Below are 16452 nucleotides of genomic sequence, written 5' to 3' on the forward strand. Positions count from 1 at the left end.
CCCTTCGCCTGTGGTGTCCGACTATCCGCACAGGCCGCGAACTTGACAAAGAATGTTGCCGATCCGGCAAATCACTCGTCGCGTGGTGGCGGGATGGTGACGACGGCGAGCCGGCACAGGCCGCGCACGTACCGGGAGGCGCGGCCGTCGGACGGCACGACCAGCGTCGGGCGTTCCAGCACCTCGCCGTTGTACCGGGTGGCCAGCAGCGCCGGGCAGCCGCCGAACTCGGGATCGATCTCGGCGAGTGACAGCACGACCTGGAAACCGTCCTCGGACAGGGCGAGCACGACGACGTTGAGCTGACCCATCTTGTGCCGCTGGTCGAGCCGCGGCGGAATCTCGGCGAGCACCTCGTACAGCAGCACACCCTGGACGCGATGCACCTCGCGGCGTTTGCGCGTCACGTACTGGACTTCCCGCACGGCGCAGGCGCGCGCGTCGAGGGCCGCCGTGTCGAGCACGCGCTCGCCGACGACGTCCCCGGTGACGAGCACCTGCCCGCGCCCCAGCAACGGCACCACGCAATCGACCCTAGAACGGGCCTCCTGCCTCCGCAAATACGCCAATCGAGCGGATCTTTTCCCCGCATCCGCGGAGCGCAGGATCATGCCCGTTGCACAGCTGGATCGGATCAAGGTAAGGTGGACGGCGTCTACATCTCGTGGCTGCGGGATTTTCCCCCACGAGAGTTCTCACGGAATCCTTCCGGACTTCCCCTTTGCCGTTCGCGGCTTCCTTCATCCCAGAAAGACGTATGCCCATGAACACCTCCGACAAGTCCATTGTGGACATGACCGGAATCCTCGACGTGACAGGCAATCGCGCCTTCATCCGCGCCGAGGGTTACCTGCCGGGACCGGACGACGCGCCGGTCCCCGCCAAACTCCTGCGCCAATTCGACCTGCGCCGCGGTGACACGGTCACCCTGCGCGGCGGCGAGGTCGCCACCGTCAACGGGCAACACCCCCGCTACCCGCGGCCGGCGTTCGACGATCTCGTTCCCTTGTATCCCAACGAAAGACTGCGCCTGGAGACCGAGCAGCACGAGCTGACCACGCGGGTGGCCGATCTCGTGATGCCGGTCGGCAAGGGCCAGCGCGCGCTCATCGCCGCACCGCCCAAGGCGGGGAAAACCTCGGTCCTGCAAGCGATCGCGCACGGGATCAGCAAGAACCACCCCGAATGCCACCTGATGCTCGTGCTCGTCGGCGAACGCCCCGAGGAGGTCACCGACCTCGCCCGCGCCGTGCCCGGCGAAGTCATCGCCGCGACCTTCGACCAACCGCCGCGCGAGCACATCGCGCTGGCCGAGCTGGCCATCGAGCGCGCCAAACGGCTCGTCGAGATGGGCCGCGACGTGGTGGTACTGCTGGATTCCCTGACCCGGCTGGGCCGCGCGTACAACCTGGCCGCACCGGCGACCGGGCGGATCCTCTCCGGTGGCGTCGACTCCACCGCGCTCACCCCGCCGAAGCGGTTCCTCGGCGCCGCCCGCAACATCGAGAACGGCGGCTCGCTCACCATCTTCGCGACCGCACTGGTCGAGACCGGCTCGCTCGGCGACACCCTGATTTTCGAGGAATACAAGGGAACCAGCAACGCCGAGCTGCGCCTCGACCGCACGATCGCGGCCAAGCGCACCTTCCCGGCGGTGGACATCCGCCAGTCCGGCACCCGCAAGGAGGAATTACTGCTGAGCCCCGGCGAGCTCGCGGCGACGCGCAGCCTGCGACGCGCTTTCGACGGCCGCGACAGCGTGCGAGCGATCGAGATGCTGCTCGACGGCCTCCGCCGGGCCCAGACCAACAGGGATCTTCTGAAACAAGTAGCGACCAGATAATCCCTGTGCCAGGGTGATTCCATGCCCCGACTCGGTATCCGCATTCCGCGTGAACTGTCCGCCGCCCGGCTCGTCGATCTCGCCCGGCGGGCGGAACAGGCCGGGCTGGACGAGGTGTGGGTGGTCGAGGACTGCTTCTACGCGGGCGGGATCGCGACGGCCGCGACGGTACTCGCCGCGACCGAGTCGATCACGCTCGGCATCGGCGTACTTCCCACGGTGGCCCGGAATCCGGCGATCGCCGCGATGGAGCTGGCCGCGCTCGCCGAGTTGCACCCCGGCCGCCTGATCGCGGGGTTCGGGCACGGCGTGCCGAAGTGGATGAAGCAGATCGGCGCCTATCCCCCGTCTCCGCTCGCGGCGCTCGAAGAGACCCTCACCGCGGTCCGCCGCCTGCTGCGAGGTGAGCGGGTTTCGTTGTCCGGCAAGCAGGTTCGACTCGACGAGGTCGAGTTCGAGTTCCCGCCGTCCGTCGTGCCGCCGCTGTACGCCGGGGTGCGCGGGCCCAGATCCCTTGCGGTGGGCGGAAAACACGCCGACGGCACGCTGCTCGCGGAGCCCGCGGCGCCCGAATACGTCCGCGCCACCAGGGAAATCGTCGGGCCGCGGCACACGATCGCCGCCTACAACTGGTTCGCCCTCGACGACGACTCCGAGCACGCCGTCGAGCGCGCGCGCAAGGACGTCGAGAACACCATCAAACCCAGCACCGAACCACACCTGCGCCCGCTACCGTTCGGGGAGGAACTGCTCAACGGCGGCCGGGACCCGATCCCGGCCGAGTGGATCCAGCGGCTGAGTGTCTCCGGCACCCTCGCCGAATGCGCGGCCCAGCTCGCCGCGCTGGACGAAGCGAGCGCCGGGTCGGTGATCCTGTTGCCGCTCCTGGGTGAACCCGAAGAGGACGCGATCAGCGCGGCAGGTGAACTCGCGCGCGCTGCCGGTACGCCGCCGGCGTGATACCCGTCCCCTTCTTGAACACCTGGCCGAAATGCGAAACGCCGTGGAACCCCCACCGGCGCGCGATCGCCGCGACCGGCACGTCCAGCTGACGCGGGTCGGCCAGGTCCAGCCGGCAGTGTTCCAGCCGCCGTTCCCGGATCCACGCCGACACCGTGGAGTCGGCGCGTTCGAACAGCACATGCAACTGCCGCGGCGAGATGTAGTGCGCGGCCGCGATCCGGGCCGGGTCCAGCCGCGGGTCGTCCAGGTTCTCCTCGATGTACGCCTGGATCTCCCGCAGCTGCGCCTCGCGGTGCCCGGGCCGCTCCGGCCCGCCCAGCTCGGCGCGCAGCATGGTCACCACCAGGTCCATCACGTTGCGCACCGCGACACGCCCGTGCCCGCCGAGTGACTCCAGGTTCCGGTTCAGGCTGATCAGCATTCCCCACACCGCGGCGGGCAGGCCGGGCTCGCATTCGAAGGCCCGCGCCATCAGCCCGTCCGGCGGCCGCTCGCCCAGCCACGCCTTGGGGAACCGGACGCACGTCGAGCGGTAGCCGTCGCTGGCCGTGATCGCCGCGGGCTCGGACGAGTCGTAGATCGCGAACTGGCCCGGCTTGACCACCGCGACCCGGTCGCCCTGCGCCAGCCGCAGCTCGCCGGCCAGCTGCAGGGTCATCACGTAGAACCCGCCGGCGGGCGGGGAGATCAGCGCGCGGTCGCGGTACGCGGCGTGCCGCGCGCAGGCCATGTTGACGAAGTTGACCCCGCCGAGGGTGCGGTTGCTGATCGTGCCGGCGAACGCGCGCGGCTGCTCGCAGTCGAACTGGAAGCTGAGCACACTGCGGCGGACGGCGTCGGTCCACGAGCCGAACGTCACCTCGTCGCCGCCCACGGCCAGGTCGGCGGCGGCGAACTGCTCGGTCAGCGACGTCAGTGTCATGGCGGGTCATCTCCACCGTGCGCGGCTCTGCGACAGCCAACGCTACCCGTTCCTGCGCGGATCCGACAATTTCGTGCGCTGTCGTGACATGCCCCGGCCGCGTATCCCGCTTAGCGTGCGAATCAACCCCTCACTGTGGAGGCGCACAATGTCGTACGTCGAAGGTTCACATCACGTGACGCTGTCGGTCGGCCGGGCGCAGGAGGACGTCGACTTCCACGTCAAGATCCTCGGCCTGCGCTTCATCAAGCGCACCGTGCTGTTCGACGGCACGCTGCCGATCTACCACCTGTACTACTCGAACGCGAACGGCGACCCGTCGAGCGTCGTGACGACGTTCCCGTGGGCGCAGGCCGGGTTCTTCGGCAAGCGCGGCACCAACCAGGCGCGCGAGGTGCTGCTGTCGATCCCGCACGACTCGATGAACTACTGGCACCAGCGGCTCACCGAGCACGACGTCGAGGTGACGAACATCGAGCGGTTCGGGCAGCGGCGGCTGGCGTTCCGGCACCCGTCGGGCATCGAGTACGTCTTCGTCGGCAACACCGGCGACGAGCGCGTCGGGCACACGGGGTACGGCGTCCCGCAGGAGCACGCGATCCACGGCATCCACGGCATCGGCATCCATGTCGCGACACCCGATCGAATGGTCGAGTTCGCGAACGAGTCGTTCTTCGCGAAGGACCGCCTCGCCGAGGAAGGCGACGTCGCGGCGCTGCAGATCGGCAACCAGAAGCACGGCAACTACCTCGAGCTGACCGTCAACCGCACCGACGACCAGGGCACCTGGGGCTACGGCGCGGGCACCTACCACCATTTCGCGTGGAACGCGTCGACGCTGGAGAACCAGGACGACGTCAAGTTCCAGATCGAGGGCCGCGGCTACACCGACATCTCCGAACTGAAGGACCGCAAGTACTTCAAGAGCGTCTACGTCCGCACGCCCGGCGGCGCCCTGTTCGAACTGGCCGTGACACACTCCGAAGGCGGCTGGACCTGCGACGAGTCGCCGCAGGAGCTGGGCACCCGGTTCCAGCTGCCCGAGCAGTTCGAGGACCGGCGCGAGGAGATCTTCGCCCGTCTTGAGCCGATCAGCATCTAATATGTTAGTTACTCATCTGACTGGCGGTCAGCAGATCACCGTCAGGCGCGGTCAGTTCTGGATTCCCGGCGAACGCGTCGCGACCGAGGGCGGCACGGTGCAGCGCGCGCCGATGTTCGTGCAGTGGGAGGCACCGGTCGAGAACACCCGCCCGATCCCGCTGGTGCTCGTGCACGGCGGTGGCGGGCAGGGCACCGACTGGACCGGCACGCCGGACGGCAGGCCCGGCTGGGCGAGCCGGTTCGTCGAGGCAGGGTTCGCGGTGTACGTCGTCGACCGGTGTGGGCACGGCCGCTCGCCGTACCACCCGGACGTCGTCGGCCCGATGGGTGCGCAATTCCCTTACGAGACAGCGGAAGCGCTGTTCGCCGGCAACACCGATTGGGCGATCGACCAGCTGGTCGCGCCGATGGGACCGCTGCCGGCCGACCTCGCCGAGTCGCAGCGGATGGACGCCGACCGGCTGGGCCGCCTGCTGGACGTGCTCGGCAGTGCGGTGCTGGTCACCCACTCCGCGGGCGGCCCGGTCGGCTGGCTCACGGCCAACGCGCGGCCGGAGCTGGTCGCCGCGATCGCGGCGGTCGAGCCGATCGGTCCCCCGTTCGCGGAGTTCCCCGGGCTGGGCACGCTGACCTGGGGACTCACCAGCGCGCAGATCCGGACCGACCCGCCCGCCGAGACGCCGGAAGACGTGCCCGGCCGGCGGATCCCCGGGCTGGCGGGCAAACCCGTCGCGGTGGTGACGGGTGGCGCGTCCGCGTTCGCCGGGTTCGCGCCGCAGGTCGTCGAGTTCCTCACCGCGGCCGGCGCGCGGGCCGGGCAGCTGCACCTGCCCGATCACGGCGTCGAGGGCAACGGCCACGGACTGATCTTCGAGCGCAATTCCGACGAGACCGTGACACCCGTCATCGACTGGATCGTGAAGGAGACGTCGTGAACGGCCTGCATGTCAGCGACGAATTCGACGCCCTCAACGCGCGGATCGACGAAATCGCCCCGGTGCTGCGGGACGAGGCGGAAAAGAGCGAGGAGCTGGGGCGGCTCACCGACCCGGTCGCCGACGCCCTGCGCGACAGCGGCGCGTTCAAGATCGGCATCCCGCGTGAGCTGGGCGGGTACGAGTTCTCGCCGCGCCAGGTCATCGACACGATCACCAAGCTCAGCTACGCGGACGCGTCCGCGGGCTGGGCGCTGATGGCGGTGCAGATGATCACCGGGACCACCGCCGCCTACATCGGACCGGAAGCGGCGGCGGAGCTGTTTCCCGATGTCGAGGGCGACCGGTACGCGCTGATCGCCGGGCAGGGCACACGTCTGGGCAAGGCGGTCCGCGCCGACGGTGGCTACCGGGTCAGCGGGCAGTGGGGGTTCGCGTCCGGCGTGTCGATGGCGAGCCACATCCACACCGCCGCGTTCTGCGAGGAAACGGGGCAGCCGCTGGTTTTCACGTTCCCCAAGGAGCAGGCGACGCTCGTCGACAACTGGGACGTAATGGGCCTGCGCGCGACCTACAGCATCGACTACGTGCTCGACGACCTGTTCGTGCCGTCGTCACACGTGTTCGAGATATCCACAATGGACCCGCGACAGGGCGGGGCGATCTACCGGCTCGGCATCGCGAACCTCGCCGGGATCTGCCACAACGGCTGGGCGATCGGTGTCGGCCGCCGGATGCTCGACGAGCTGAAGATCCTGGCGGCGAAGAAGACCGGCACACCCGGATCCACTGTGGACACCGGTCAGTTCCACGCCGAGTACGCGCAGGCCGAGGCGAAACTGCGCGCGGCGGCCGCGTGGACGAGGGAAGTCTGGGCGGACAACGAGGAAACTCTCGACCGCGGCGAGCTGCTGTCGACGGAGCAGGAGACGCTGACCCGGCTGGCGCTCAACCACACCACGTGGGCGGTGCAGGCCGTCGGCGCGGCGGCCTACAAATGGGGCGGCACAACGGCTTTACGCCGGGGCGACCTCCAACGCTACTTCCGCGACCTCAACGCCGGGACGCAGCACGTGACCTCCGGCCCGGTGGTGCTACAAGGCTGCGGCAAATGGCTCGCCGACCTCGCGCCCGACGCACACTGGGTCTTCCTCGAACTACAGGGCTAAAGGTTCTCCACCACGACAGGTTCGATGCCCTCGCCCGGCGGCAACGGGAAACCGAGGATCTGACTGTAGAAACTCAACTCCGCCTCCAGCGCGCGGTGCATGTTCTCCGCGCGCCGGAAACCGTGCTGCTCGCCGGGAAAGAGCACGTACGCGACGGGAAGTTCCCGCTCCCGCAACGCGTTCACGATCAGCTCGGACTGGTTGGGCGGCACCACCGGGTCGTCCGCGCCCTGCAAAACCAGCAGTGGCCGGGAAAACCGGTCGATGTGGTGGATCGGCGACCGCTCGGCGTACACGTCGCTCGCCTGCGGGTACGGGCCGACAAGCCGGTCCAGGTAGCGGCTTTCGAACTTGTGCGTGTCCGCCGCCAGCACCGCCAGGTCGGCGATCCCATAGAGGTCTGTACCACCGGCGAACGGCGTGTCCTCCCGCGCGAGCGCGGCCAACGTCGTGTAGCCACCCGCAGAACCGCCGCGGATCAGCAACTTCTCGCCGTCCACCCGGCCCTGCGCGGCGAGCCACCGCGCGGCGGCGAGGCAGTCGTCAACGTCGACCACACCCCACTCGCCGAGCAACTGCTCGCGGAACGCGCGGCCGAATCCCGTGGAACCACCGTGGTTCACCGCGACGACACCGAACCCGCGGCTCGTCCAGAACTGCACGGCCGGCGACAGCACGGGCACCGCGCTCGCCGTGGGACCGCCGTGGATCATCACGATCAGCGGCGGGCGAGCGCCCTCCGGGCCGTCGAACTCCGGGTTCGCGGGCGGGTAGAACAGGCCGTGCGCCGTCCGCTCGCCCGAGGGGAACGAGATCGCCTCCGGCACCGAGACGTACGCCGGATCGACGCCCAGCTCGCGCGGCGCGCGCAGGGTCCGCACGGATCCCTTGGCGGACACCAGGAACGCGCCCGGTTCCGCGGTGGGCGAGCCCGCGAGCACCACGACCTCGTCCGGACCCGCCGCGCGGATCGCGGAAATCGCGGAGAACGGCACGTCGAGGTCGGTCACCTCACCGTGTTCGGCGAGCGCGAGCCCGTCGTACCCGCCCGACCAGCGCGCGAACACGATCCGCCCGTCCGGCAGCGGCACGTAACGCCGGGTGCCCAGCCGCCAGCCGGGCACGCCGATCTCCGCGTCCAGCACGATCACCGGTTCGACCCCGGCCGGCGACCAGCGGTACAGGTTCCACCAGCCGGTGCGGTCGGACAGGAAGAGGAGGCTGCCGTCCGCCTGCCAGCGCGGTTCGGACACCGACTCCCCCGGCCCGCCGGCGACGACCGTTTCCTCGCCGGTGCCGAGGTTCCGCACGGTCAGCACCGTGTCGTCCCACGGCATCGACGGGTGGTCCCAGGAAATCCACGCGAGCGCCTGCCCGTCGGGAGAAAACCTCGGGCTGGCAACGAAATCGGGTCCGCTGACGAGCACCTCGGGCTCGCCGGGCCGGTGCGCGGGCAGGCGCACGATCTCGTTGCGGACGCCGTCGCCATGGCGTTCCCGCACCGCGACGAGGAACGCGCCGTCCGGGCTGAGGTCACCGTCGGCGAACCGGTCACCGCGCGGCGTCCCGGGTTCCGGCGTGAGCGGCTCGAGCTCGCCGCCGAGCCGGTACAGCCGCTGATCACTCCAGTTCGCGAACCACACGACGCCGTCGCGGACCCACCAGTCGCCGCCGCCGTACTCGTGCACCGACGTGCGCGCGTCGAAGCCGTCGGGCAGCAACTCGGTCGTTGTGCCGTCGGCGTCGCGGCGGATGATCTGGTTGCGGCCACCTTCCGCGGGCCGCCGCTCGGACCACACGACGGCGTCGCCGTCGACCTGGACATCGGACAGTTGCACGGCGGCCCCGGTCACCAGCCCGGCGGTGACCGGCGTGGCCCAGGACCCGAACGCGGAGATCTGCACGAGGCCCACGCTAACGGCTTGCGAAGCACTGGGCTGCCCGCCCGCGCGGCCGTACCGATAGATTGCCGCCGCAACCGGCCTGAGGGGGACCATGAAAACGGAACAATCGCCCGAGCGGCTCGTGTTCTTCTCCGACGCCGTGGTCGCCATCGCGCTCACTCTGCTCGTGCTGCCGCTGGTCGACATCGTGCCGGAGCTGGTCGCGAGCAACGGCCGGCCGGTCGACGCGTTCACCGAGCACCAGTGGCAGTTCTACAGCTTCCTGCTCAGTTTCGTGGTGATCGGCCGGCAGTGGCTGGCGCACCACAAGCTGTTCGGGCAGGTCCGCGCCTACAACCGGGCGCTGCTGTGGCTGAACCTGATCTGGCTGCTGTCGATCGCCGCGCTGCCGTTCCCGACCGAGATGATCGGCGCGTTCGGCACCGACCATTTCACGACGGTGCTCTACGTCGGCGCGACCCTGTTCAGCAGCGCGATGCTGTCGGCGATGCTGCTGCTGATCCGCGGGAACCCGGAACTGACTGCGCATCCCGGCGGGATCACCGACCGGTGGCGGATGGACTCCGTCGGCAGCACGCTCGCGCTGGTCGTCGGGTTCGTCCTGGTGCTGCTGGTGCCGGCGGCCAGCTACTACGTGCTGCTACTGCTTGCGGTGCCGCCGCAGATCGCCCGGATCCGCTACGGCCGCGACGGCTGAGTGCGGGCGACCACACCCGGCAGCACCGAAGCCCGCGGTCCGGACACCACCCCCTAAAGTGTCGGACGATGCGTAAACACCTATGGGTCATCCCCGTGCTGTGCGCTGTGTGGCTGTTCTTCGCGTTCCGCGGGATGTTCAGCGCCATGCCGACGCGGCCGCAGATCGACCTGGAGGTCTACCGCTACGGGGTCCAGGCCTGGTGGGACGATCACAGCCTGTACGGCACGCTGCCCCCGGTCGCGAACGGCGCGGAACTGCCGTTCGTGTACCCGCCGTTCGCGGTGCTCGTGCTCAGCCCGCTGGTCCTGCTGCCGTGGGACGCCGCCGTCGTCACGCTCTACGTGCTGAGCACGATCTGCCTGGCCCTCACGCTGTACCTGGTGTCGCGCGTCGCGTGGCCGCCGCTGGGCCGCACCGGCGGGATCATCGTGGCCTCGATCGGGCTGCCGCTGACCGTGTTCCTGGAGCCGGTCAGCCAGACCTACCAGTTCGGGCAGGTCAGCCTGATCATGATGGCGCTGGTGGCGATCGACTGCCTCGCCGGGAAGACGTTGTGGCCGCGCGGGTTCGGTATCGGCCTGGCCGCCGCGCTGAAGCTCACGCCCGCCGCGTTCGTGCTGTTCTTCTTGATCCGTAAGGACTACCGGTCCGCGGCGCGGGCGGGCATCACGTTCGCCGCCGCCGCGGGCATCGGGTTCATCGTCGACTTCCATGCGTCGGTCCAGTACTGGTTCAAGGGCGGCCTGTCCGGCGGCGGCGTCAGCGGGACAGCGTTCAAGACAAACCAGACAATCGAGGCGGTCATCGTCCGCACCGGGCTGTCGGGCGCGGCCGAGAAGGCCGTGTGGATCGTCCTGATCATCGCGCTGGTCGGGGTGGTCGCGCTGGCGATGCGCCAGGCCGGTCCCGCGCTCGCGCTGATGGCGAACGCCGGGCTGACGCTGCTCGTCTCGCCGACCTCGTGGTCGCACTACTACGTGTGGGTCGCGCCGGCGCTACTGGTGCTGCTCGCCTACGGCGCGCGGCGGGTCTGGGAACGGTCGTGGCTGGCGGCGGCGTGGTTCGCGTGGGCCGCGCTGACCGCGACGTTCTTCTACCTCGCGCCGTTCCACCAGTTGCCGGACACCGACTTCCCGGTCGTGCACGTCCACTGGGAGTGGCTGCAGCAGCTGTCGGCGGCGACGTATCCGCTGGTCGGGGTCGCGCTGCTGCTCGCGTTCGCCATCCCGCGCCTACGCCGGCCGGAGCCGGTGCTGCTGCCGCCGCTGGAGCAGCCGGTCGAGGCGGTCAATCGCTGACCGGCTAGGCCCGTAGCGCGCCGCGGCGGCGCTGCCAGTCCGTCACCGCGTCACAGCCCGCGTCGATTTCCGCACGCAGCAAGGCGGTTTGCTGTTCGAGCAGTTCCGCGCCGAGCACCTTGCTGTCCTCCAGCGCGGCGAGCGCTTCCCACGGGGTGGCGCACAGGGTGCCCACTTCCTCGCCCTCGGGCGGCGGGGTCAGCCCGTCCTCGATCCCGGCCCGGCCCGCCGCGAGCAGCGCCGCGACCACGAGATGCACCTGCGCGTCCGCGCCCGCGAAGCGGAACTCCAGCCGTCGCCCGGCGCCATGCCCCGCGATGCGCACCGAAGCGGTCCGATCGTCTGTGCCCCAACGGATCGAGCGCGGCGAGAACGGGCCCGTGCGCAGCCGCACGTAGCTGTTCCAGGTCGGCGCCCAGATCGCGGTGAGCGCCCTGGCCTCCCGCAGCACGCCGGCCAGGAACGCTTCCGGCGTGGGCGGCGTCAAGGAAAGGTGCACGTGACAGGAGTTGCCCTGGCCGGTCCGCGGCGCGGCGAGATAGCTCGCGGTCACGCCGTGTTCGGCGGCGGTGGCGCGCACGATGAGCTGCTGCAGCATGGCGTCGTCGCACGCGGCGAGCGCATCCCGGTGCCGCAGCACGATTTCGTACTGTCCCGGATGGCATTCCCCGCGCGCGGACTCGACGCGAAGCGGTGCCAGTTTCGCGCGCAGGTCCTTGAGTAGCGGCCGTAACCGCTCGGTGCCACCGACCGCGTAGTCGACTCCATGTGCGGTCAGCGGTTCCCCGCCGTCGAGGAATGTCACCTCGTGCTCGATGCCCACGGACGGCACGAAACCCAGTTCCGCCAAGGCCCGCAGCTCGTCGGTCAGCACCTGCCTCGGGGCGACGCGCACGGGCTCGCCGCTGGGCCATTCGACATCGCACACGACCGCGTACACACCGTCCTCGACCGGTGTCACGCGCGCGAAGTCGGGTCGCATCCGTAAGTCCCCGTAACCGCCGAGATAGCGTGACAGCGTCTCGACGGGTTCTCGCTCGGGAGTCCAGGCGAAAACATAGGTGCACATGCCGTAGCCGTTTTCGAGCACTTCCTCGTCGACGAAGTCCCGGGACAGCTCGACGGCCGCGAACCGCGCGTGCGGATCCGGCACCAGCAACAGAACGTGCGACGCGTCGTCCGGCAGCGTACTCACCACGCACCGCCGGGATCGGGGCTGTGCAAGGGATTGGGCACCCGTCCCCAGCGGACGTCGAACTCGTCGTCCCGCTCGACCTTGTCGAACCCACCGCCTGCCAGGTGTTCCCGGTTCAGCGTGACCCGCTCCACGTCCGGCGCGAACAGGCGGCACGCGTCGAACCGTGCCGCGACGTCGGGATTTTCCTTGCGGTAGCGGGTAACGACGTCACGGACCAGCGCCCAGAACCGGGGCCGCGGGAAGCCGAGATCGTCGAACAGGATCTCCGCCCAGAACCGCAGCTGCCCCGAGAACACCGAGCTGAACAGGGACTGCGCGAGCAGATGTGCCGGCCAGCGCAGCATTTCCGCCTCCGGGTCAAGCAGCCGGTAGCAGTCCAGGTCCTCGTCGAGCAGGTCCACGCCCTGCGCGAAGTCCTTGATCGCGACGCGCAGCGGGCACCCCTGGTCGTCCACGATGAGGATCAGGTTCTGGCCGTGCGGACAGAATCCGACGCCGTAGCGCAGCAACCACTGCAGCAGCGGGGTCAGCAGGAGATCGAAGATCCTTACGCACCACTCCTCGGTTTCGAGGCCGCTGCGCCGGATCAGCTCAGTGAGCACGGCGTTGCCCTCGGGATCACGATAGGTCAGGGCCGCGAATGAAAGCGCCTGCTCACCGTCGGCCAGCTTGGCGGAAAGGGGTTCTCGCCAGAGCGCGCCGAGGGTTTCGTGGAACCGGTAGGGCAGCTCTTCGAGTGCGCCGAAGATCGGATGGCGCACGGACACGCTCGCCACCTCACCGAGCAGCTCGAACCGGTATTCCCGCGACAGCAACGGATCTTGGGCGTCGAGCCGCTTGAGCCAGGTCGTGACCGCGGGCGCGGCGAGCGTCGCCGCGGAGGCCAAGCCGCGGTAGACGAGCGTGTTGCGCACCGACACGGCGGTCTTCACGTCGTGCCGGCCGGGAGTGGTCATGTTCGCCAGCGTGCGGACCGTCTGATGTGGACGGTACTCGTCGTGGCTTTCGCCGAGGTCGATCAGTATGCCGGTCGCGAGCTCACCGGCGTAGAGGGTGCCGATGATCTCGTCCGCCTGCCAGGGATGAACCGGCACGAACACATACTCGGCTGGGTTGGCCTTTTCCTGGAATTCGGCGAACTGGTCGGCGTCCAGTTCCTGTCGCAGCAGCGTTTCCTCGTCCAGATCCGCGATGGACCGGAACCGCGCGTGCGCGCGGTGCACGGCGAACCACCGGATCGGGAACGGCTTCCCCGCCTCGGGCGCGTAGTTCTCCCTGTCCCGCAAGGAAAATCCGACCCTACCCTTGTTGACGACGATACGCGGATGGCCGGTCAGCTTCCCGTCCGCCACGTTGTAGTCCATCGTGGACAGTTCCGCCGCGCTCGGCGCGTGCTCGAGGCGGGCGGCTTCGTTCGCGACCGTGGAAGTGAGTTCCGACAACACATCCGCCAGCCGCAATCCGGACAGGCCGAGCGTGCTGCGCGCGTCCACGATGAGAGTGCGCGGATCATCGGCCGGAATTCCCTGCCGGGTAGCCGTTCCCGGCGCGACGGTCCACGAGTCGAACGCGCCCCGGCGGGCCTGGAACTCGTAGACCACATCGTCGGGCAGGTGCAGCCGCCAGCCGTTTTCGGTGGGCTCGGGCTCGAACAGCCCTTCGTAGGACAGTTCGCCGAGCATCTTGTGCACGATCAGCGCACCGGCCGCGCGCCAAGCCTGGTCGCTCATGAGTCCTCCAACCCGAATGTGGTGAACGCCGTGCGCGGCGGCAGGCGGTAGACCTCGCGGCCGCACACCGAGTTGATGATCGACGCCGCGCGCCAGGCCCCGAGCCCCAGATCCGGCGCGCCGACCCCGTGCGTGTGCCGTTCCGCGTTCTGCACGTAGACCGACCCGGCGACGCCGTCGAGCCGGAGCCGGTAGTCCCGCTCGACGACGGGGCGCCCCTGCCCGTCCGTGATCATGCGATCGGCGAGCGGGCCGAGCAGCCGTTCGAGCGAAGTTTCCGTGTAGCCGGTGGCGGAAACGACGGCGTCGGTGTGCCAGACCGCGCTCGTACCCTGCTGCCGGTGGCGCAACCCGAGCGCGATCCGGTTCCCGTCCGAGGAAGCCGAGACCACCTCGACGCCGGGCGTCATGGTGACTTCGGGCCACCTGCCCCCGATGCTCCGCCGGTACAGTTCATCGTGGATCTCGGCGATTGTCCCGCTGTCGATTCCTTTGTACAGCTGCCATTGCGCGGGAACAAGACTGTCGCGTGTGGACTCGCCGAGGCCGTGGAAGAACGTCGTGTAGTCCGGGGTGAACTGCTCCAGCCCGAGCTTCGAGTACTCCATCGGCGCGAACGACACCGTGCGCGCGATCCACCGCAACCCGTCCGGGCGGGTCCGGTGCCGCAACAGGTCGAGGAAAACCTCCGCGCCCGACTGCCCCGAGCCGACGACCGTGACGCTCGGCGCGGCCAGCAGCCGTTCTCGCTCGGCGAGGTAGTCCGCGGAGTGCACGACGAGCGCCGCCGGGTCGGAAGCCAAGGAGCGCAACGGTTCCGGCACCAACGGTGAAGTGCCGACGCCGAGCACGACATTACGCGTGGCGATGGTTTCACCCTCGCTGGTAGACAGGTGGAAAGCGCTTTCACGCCAGTCGACCGCAGTGATCTCGACGCCGAAGTGACAGCTGCTGAGCCGTTCGGCGGCCCAGCGGCAGTAGTCGTCGTACTCCGTGCGCGCGATGTGGAACTTCTCGGCGAAATAGAACGGGAGGAGTCGGTCATGCTCGCGCAGGTAGTTCAAAAAGGACAGTTCACTGGTCGGATCGGCGAGCGTGACGAGGTCGGCGAGGAACGGCACCTGGATCGTCGCACCTTCGATGAGCAACCCGGGATGCCAGCGGAACTCCTTGCGGCGCTCGAACATCGCGACGTCCAGATCCGGCACCGGGTCGGCGAGCGCGGCGAGCGACAGGTTGAACGGTCCGATCCCGGCCCCGGCGAGATCCAGCGTCACGAGGCGACCGCGCCTTCCGGTGCACTGGCGGCCGCAACGGTCGCGTCAAGCAGACCGAGATATTCGGCGGCCGTGGCGTGCGGGTGCAGCAAGGTGAGCTTGAGCCAGACCTCGCCCGGCGGCATCGTCGCCCGCCCGATGATCGCCGTGCCGGACTCCAGCAGCGTGCGGCGCACGCGGGCGACGTCACCGAACCGCGGCCGGAAGAGCACAGTGGACAGTGCGGGGTCACCCCACAGGTCCAGCGCGGGGTGCCGCCGGACGGCGTCCGCGACCTCGCGCGCGGTGGCACAGCAGCGTTCCACCAGCTCACCGATGCCTTCGATACCCAGAGCCCGCATCGTGACGGCCATCCGGAACGCGTCCGGGCGGCGCGAGGTGCGGATCGAGCGCCCGAGCAGATCGGGGAAACCGGCTTCGGTGTCGTCCTCGGCGTTGAGGTACTCGGCCCGGACGGTAAGCGCTTTCAGGTCCGCGGACTCCTTGCTGGCGAACAAGCCCGCGGCGACCGGCTGCCAGCCGAACTTGTGCAGGTCGAGCGCGACCGAGTCGGCCTCGTCGAGCCCATCCAGCAGCGGCCGCAACTTGGTGCTGCACAAGACCAAACCGCCGTACGACGCGTCGACGTGCAACCGTGCGCCGTGGCGGCGGCAGACCTGGACGAGGTCGCGGAGCGGGTCGATGTCCCCGGTGTCGGTGGTGCCGGCGGTCGCGACGACCACGGCCGGGCCCGCTTCGCGCAGCACCGCGTCCAGCGCCGCCGGGTTCATGCCCGCACGGTCGCAGTCGACGATGACAGGCGCGGGCAGGCCGAGTAACCAGGCGGCGCGCGCGACGCTGTGGTGCGCGTTGCGGCCGCAAACCGGCTGCACGCTCGTGTTCTGTTCGCGGGCAAGGAGAAGCCCGAGCAGGTTGGACTCGGTGCCGCCGGTGGTGACGACGGCGTCCGGAGTGAGCGCTTTCGGATAGCACAGGCGCGCGATCGCGCCGAGGAAGGAGCGTTCGAGTTCACTCGCGACCGGGGCCTGGTCCCACGAGTCCATCGACGGGTTCAGCGCGCCGGCGGCGACGTCCGCGGCGACCCCGATCGCGAGCGGCGGGCAGTGCAGATGCGCGGCGCACCACGGATCCGCGGGATCGACCGAGCCGGCGGCCAGCAGCGTGCTCAGCTCTGAAAGCGCTTGCTCGGCGCCGACCCCGCGGGCCGGGACGAGGGGTTCGAGCGCGGCCACGCTCGCCGCGACGGGAGCGGGCCCACCGGCCGGCCCGGGTGTCGCCCGCTCGGCCGTGCCCACCGCCAATCCCCGCAGTACCAACGGAATCAGCTCCGCGAGCCGCTCGTGTCCCTGTCGTCCGCCGGCCAGCGCGGTCGAGTCTCCCATTGATCACTCCCTTAGGTAAGCCTACGC

General features: G+C 69.5%; 14 protein-coding genes. 7 read left to right on the plus strand and 7 right to left on the minus strand.

Going from position 1 to position 16452, the window contains the following annotated elements:
* Positions 1–71: 71 nt before the first annotated feature.
* On the minus strand, positions 72–524 hold the full coding sequence (locus LOZ83_RS02055) for a molybdopterin-binding protein (RefSeq protein ID WP_236788215.1): 453 nt from the start codon (positions 522–524) through the stop codon (positions 72–74).
* Positions 525–763: 239 nt separating this feature from the next.
* Between LOZ83_RS02055 and LOZ83_RS02060 the strand changes: the two genes are divergently transcribed.
* Positions 764–1843: a transcription termination factor Rho, short form gene (locus LOZ83_RS02060; RefSeq protein WP_308190181.1), complete on the plus strand. Its 1080-nt coding sequence runs from the start codon at positions 764–766 to the stop codon at positions 1841–1843.
* A 21-nt stretch (positions 1844–1864) separates the two neighbouring features.
* Positions 1865–2803 carry an LLM class flavin-dependent oxidoreductase gene (locus LOZ83_RS02065; protein WP_236788216.1) on the plus strand — a complete coding sequence of 313 codons (939 nt, stop codon included), beginning with the start codon at positions 1865–1867 and terminating at the stop codon, positions 2801–2803.
* On the opposite strand, the gene LOZ83_RS02070 is transcribed toward LOZ83_RS02065, so the two are convergent.
* Positions 2754–3728: a helix-turn-helix domain-containing protein gene (locus LOZ83_RS02070; protein WP_236788217.1), complete on the minus strand. Its 975-nt coding sequence runs from the start codon at positions 3726–3728 to the stop codon at positions 2754–2756. The genes LOZ83_RS02065 and LOZ83_RS02070 overlap by 50 nt on opposite strands.
* A 148-nt stretch (positions 3729–3876) precedes the next feature.
* Between LOZ83_RS02070 and LOZ83_RS02075 the strand changes: the two genes are divergently transcribed.
* The 3 genes from LOZ83_RS02075 to LOZ83_RS02085 are packed head-to-tail and all read left to right on the plus strand — an operon-like array spanning position 3877 to position 6936.
* The gene (locus LOZ83_RS02075) at positions 3877–4830 is read left to right on the plus strand and encodes a VOC family protein (protein WP_236788218.1); all 954 of its coding nucleotides are present in this window, start codon (positions 3877–3879) and stop codon (positions 4828–4830) included.
* Between the two features lies 1 nt (position 4831).
* A complete protein-coding gene (locus LOZ83_RS02080) occupies positions 4832–5767 on the plus strand; it encodes an alpha/beta fold hydrolase (RefSeq protein WP_236788220.1) in 936 nt (311 codons plus the stop codon).
* The gene (locus tag LOZ83_RS02085) at positions 5764–6936 is read left to right on the plus strand and encodes an acyl-CoA dehydrogenase (RefSeq protein ID WP_236788222.1); all 1173 of its coding nucleotides are present in this window, start codon (positions 5764–5766) and stop codon (positions 6934–6936) included. The genes LOZ83_RS02080 and LOZ83_RS02085 overlap by 4 nt, the downstream gene beginning before the upstream one ends.
* Here the strand turns inward: LOZ83_RS02085 and LOZ83_RS02090 are convergent.
* Positions 6933–8840, minus strand: coding sequence for a S9 family peptidase (locus LOZ83_RS02090; protein ID WP_236788224.1), 1908 nt, complete (start codon positions 8838–8840; stop codon positions 6933–6935). The genes LOZ83_RS02085 and LOZ83_RS02090 overlap by 4 nt on opposite strands.
* A gap of 91 nt (positions 8841–8931) precedes the next feature.
* Between LOZ83_RS02090 and LOZ83_RS02095 the strand changes: the two genes are divergently transcribed.
* Both LOZ83_RS02095 and LOZ83_RS02100 read left to right on the plus strand, forming a co-directional pair.
* Entirely contained in the window at positions 8932–9537 is a 606-nt protein-coding gene (locus LOZ83_RS02095; protein WP_236788226.1) for a TMEM175 family protein, read from the plus strand.
* Between the two features lie 68 nt (positions 9538–9605).
* Complete coding sequence (locus LOZ83_RS02100) at positions 9606–10838, plus strand: glycosyltransferase 87 family protein (RefSeq protein WP_236788227.1); 1233 nt, start codon at positions 9606–9608, stop codon at positions 10836–10838.
* 4 nt (positions 10839–10842) lie between these two features.
* Here LOZ83_RS02100 and LOZ83_RS02105 read toward each other — a convergent pair whose 3' ends face one another.
* From LOZ83_RS02105 to LOZ83_RS02120, 4 genes are read right to left on the minus strand one after another with little or no spacing between them, the layout of a single operon-like run.
* Entirely contained in the window at positions 10843–12033 is a 1191-nt protein-coding gene (locus LOZ83_RS02105; RefSeq protein ID WP_236788228.1) for a glutamine synthetase, read from the minus strand.
* Positions 12030–13766, minus strand: coding sequence for an IucA/IucC family siderophore biosynthesis protein (locus LOZ83_RS02110; protein WP_236788229.1), 1737 nt, complete (start codon positions 13764–13766; stop codon positions 12030–12032). The genes LOZ83_RS02105 and LOZ83_RS02110 overlap by 4 nt, the downstream gene beginning before the upstream one ends.
* On the minus strand, positions 13763–15043 hold the full coding sequence (locus LOZ83_RS02115; protein WP_236788230.1) for a lysine N(6)-hydroxylase/L-ornithine N(5)-oxygenase family protein: 1281 nt from the start codon (positions 15041–15043) through the stop codon (positions 13763–13765). Before LOZ83_RS02115 ends, LOZ83_RS02110 begins: the two co-directional genes overlap by 4 nt.
* Complete coding sequence (locus LOZ83_RS02120) at positions 15040–16425, minus strand: aminotransferase class I/II-fold pyridoxal phosphate-dependent enzyme (protein WP_236788231.1); 1386 nt, start codon at positions 16423–16425, stop codon at positions 15040–15042. Before LOZ83_RS02120 ends, LOZ83_RS02115 begins: the two co-directional genes overlap by 4 nt.
* Between the last annotated feature and the right edge of the window lie 27 nt (positions 16426–16452).

Origin of the sequence: Amycolatopsis sp. GM8 (genome assembly GCF_021653975.1) — a bacterium.
Lineage (GTDB): Bacteria > Actinomycetota > Actinomycetes > Mycobacteriales > Pseudonocardiaceae > Amycolatopsis_E.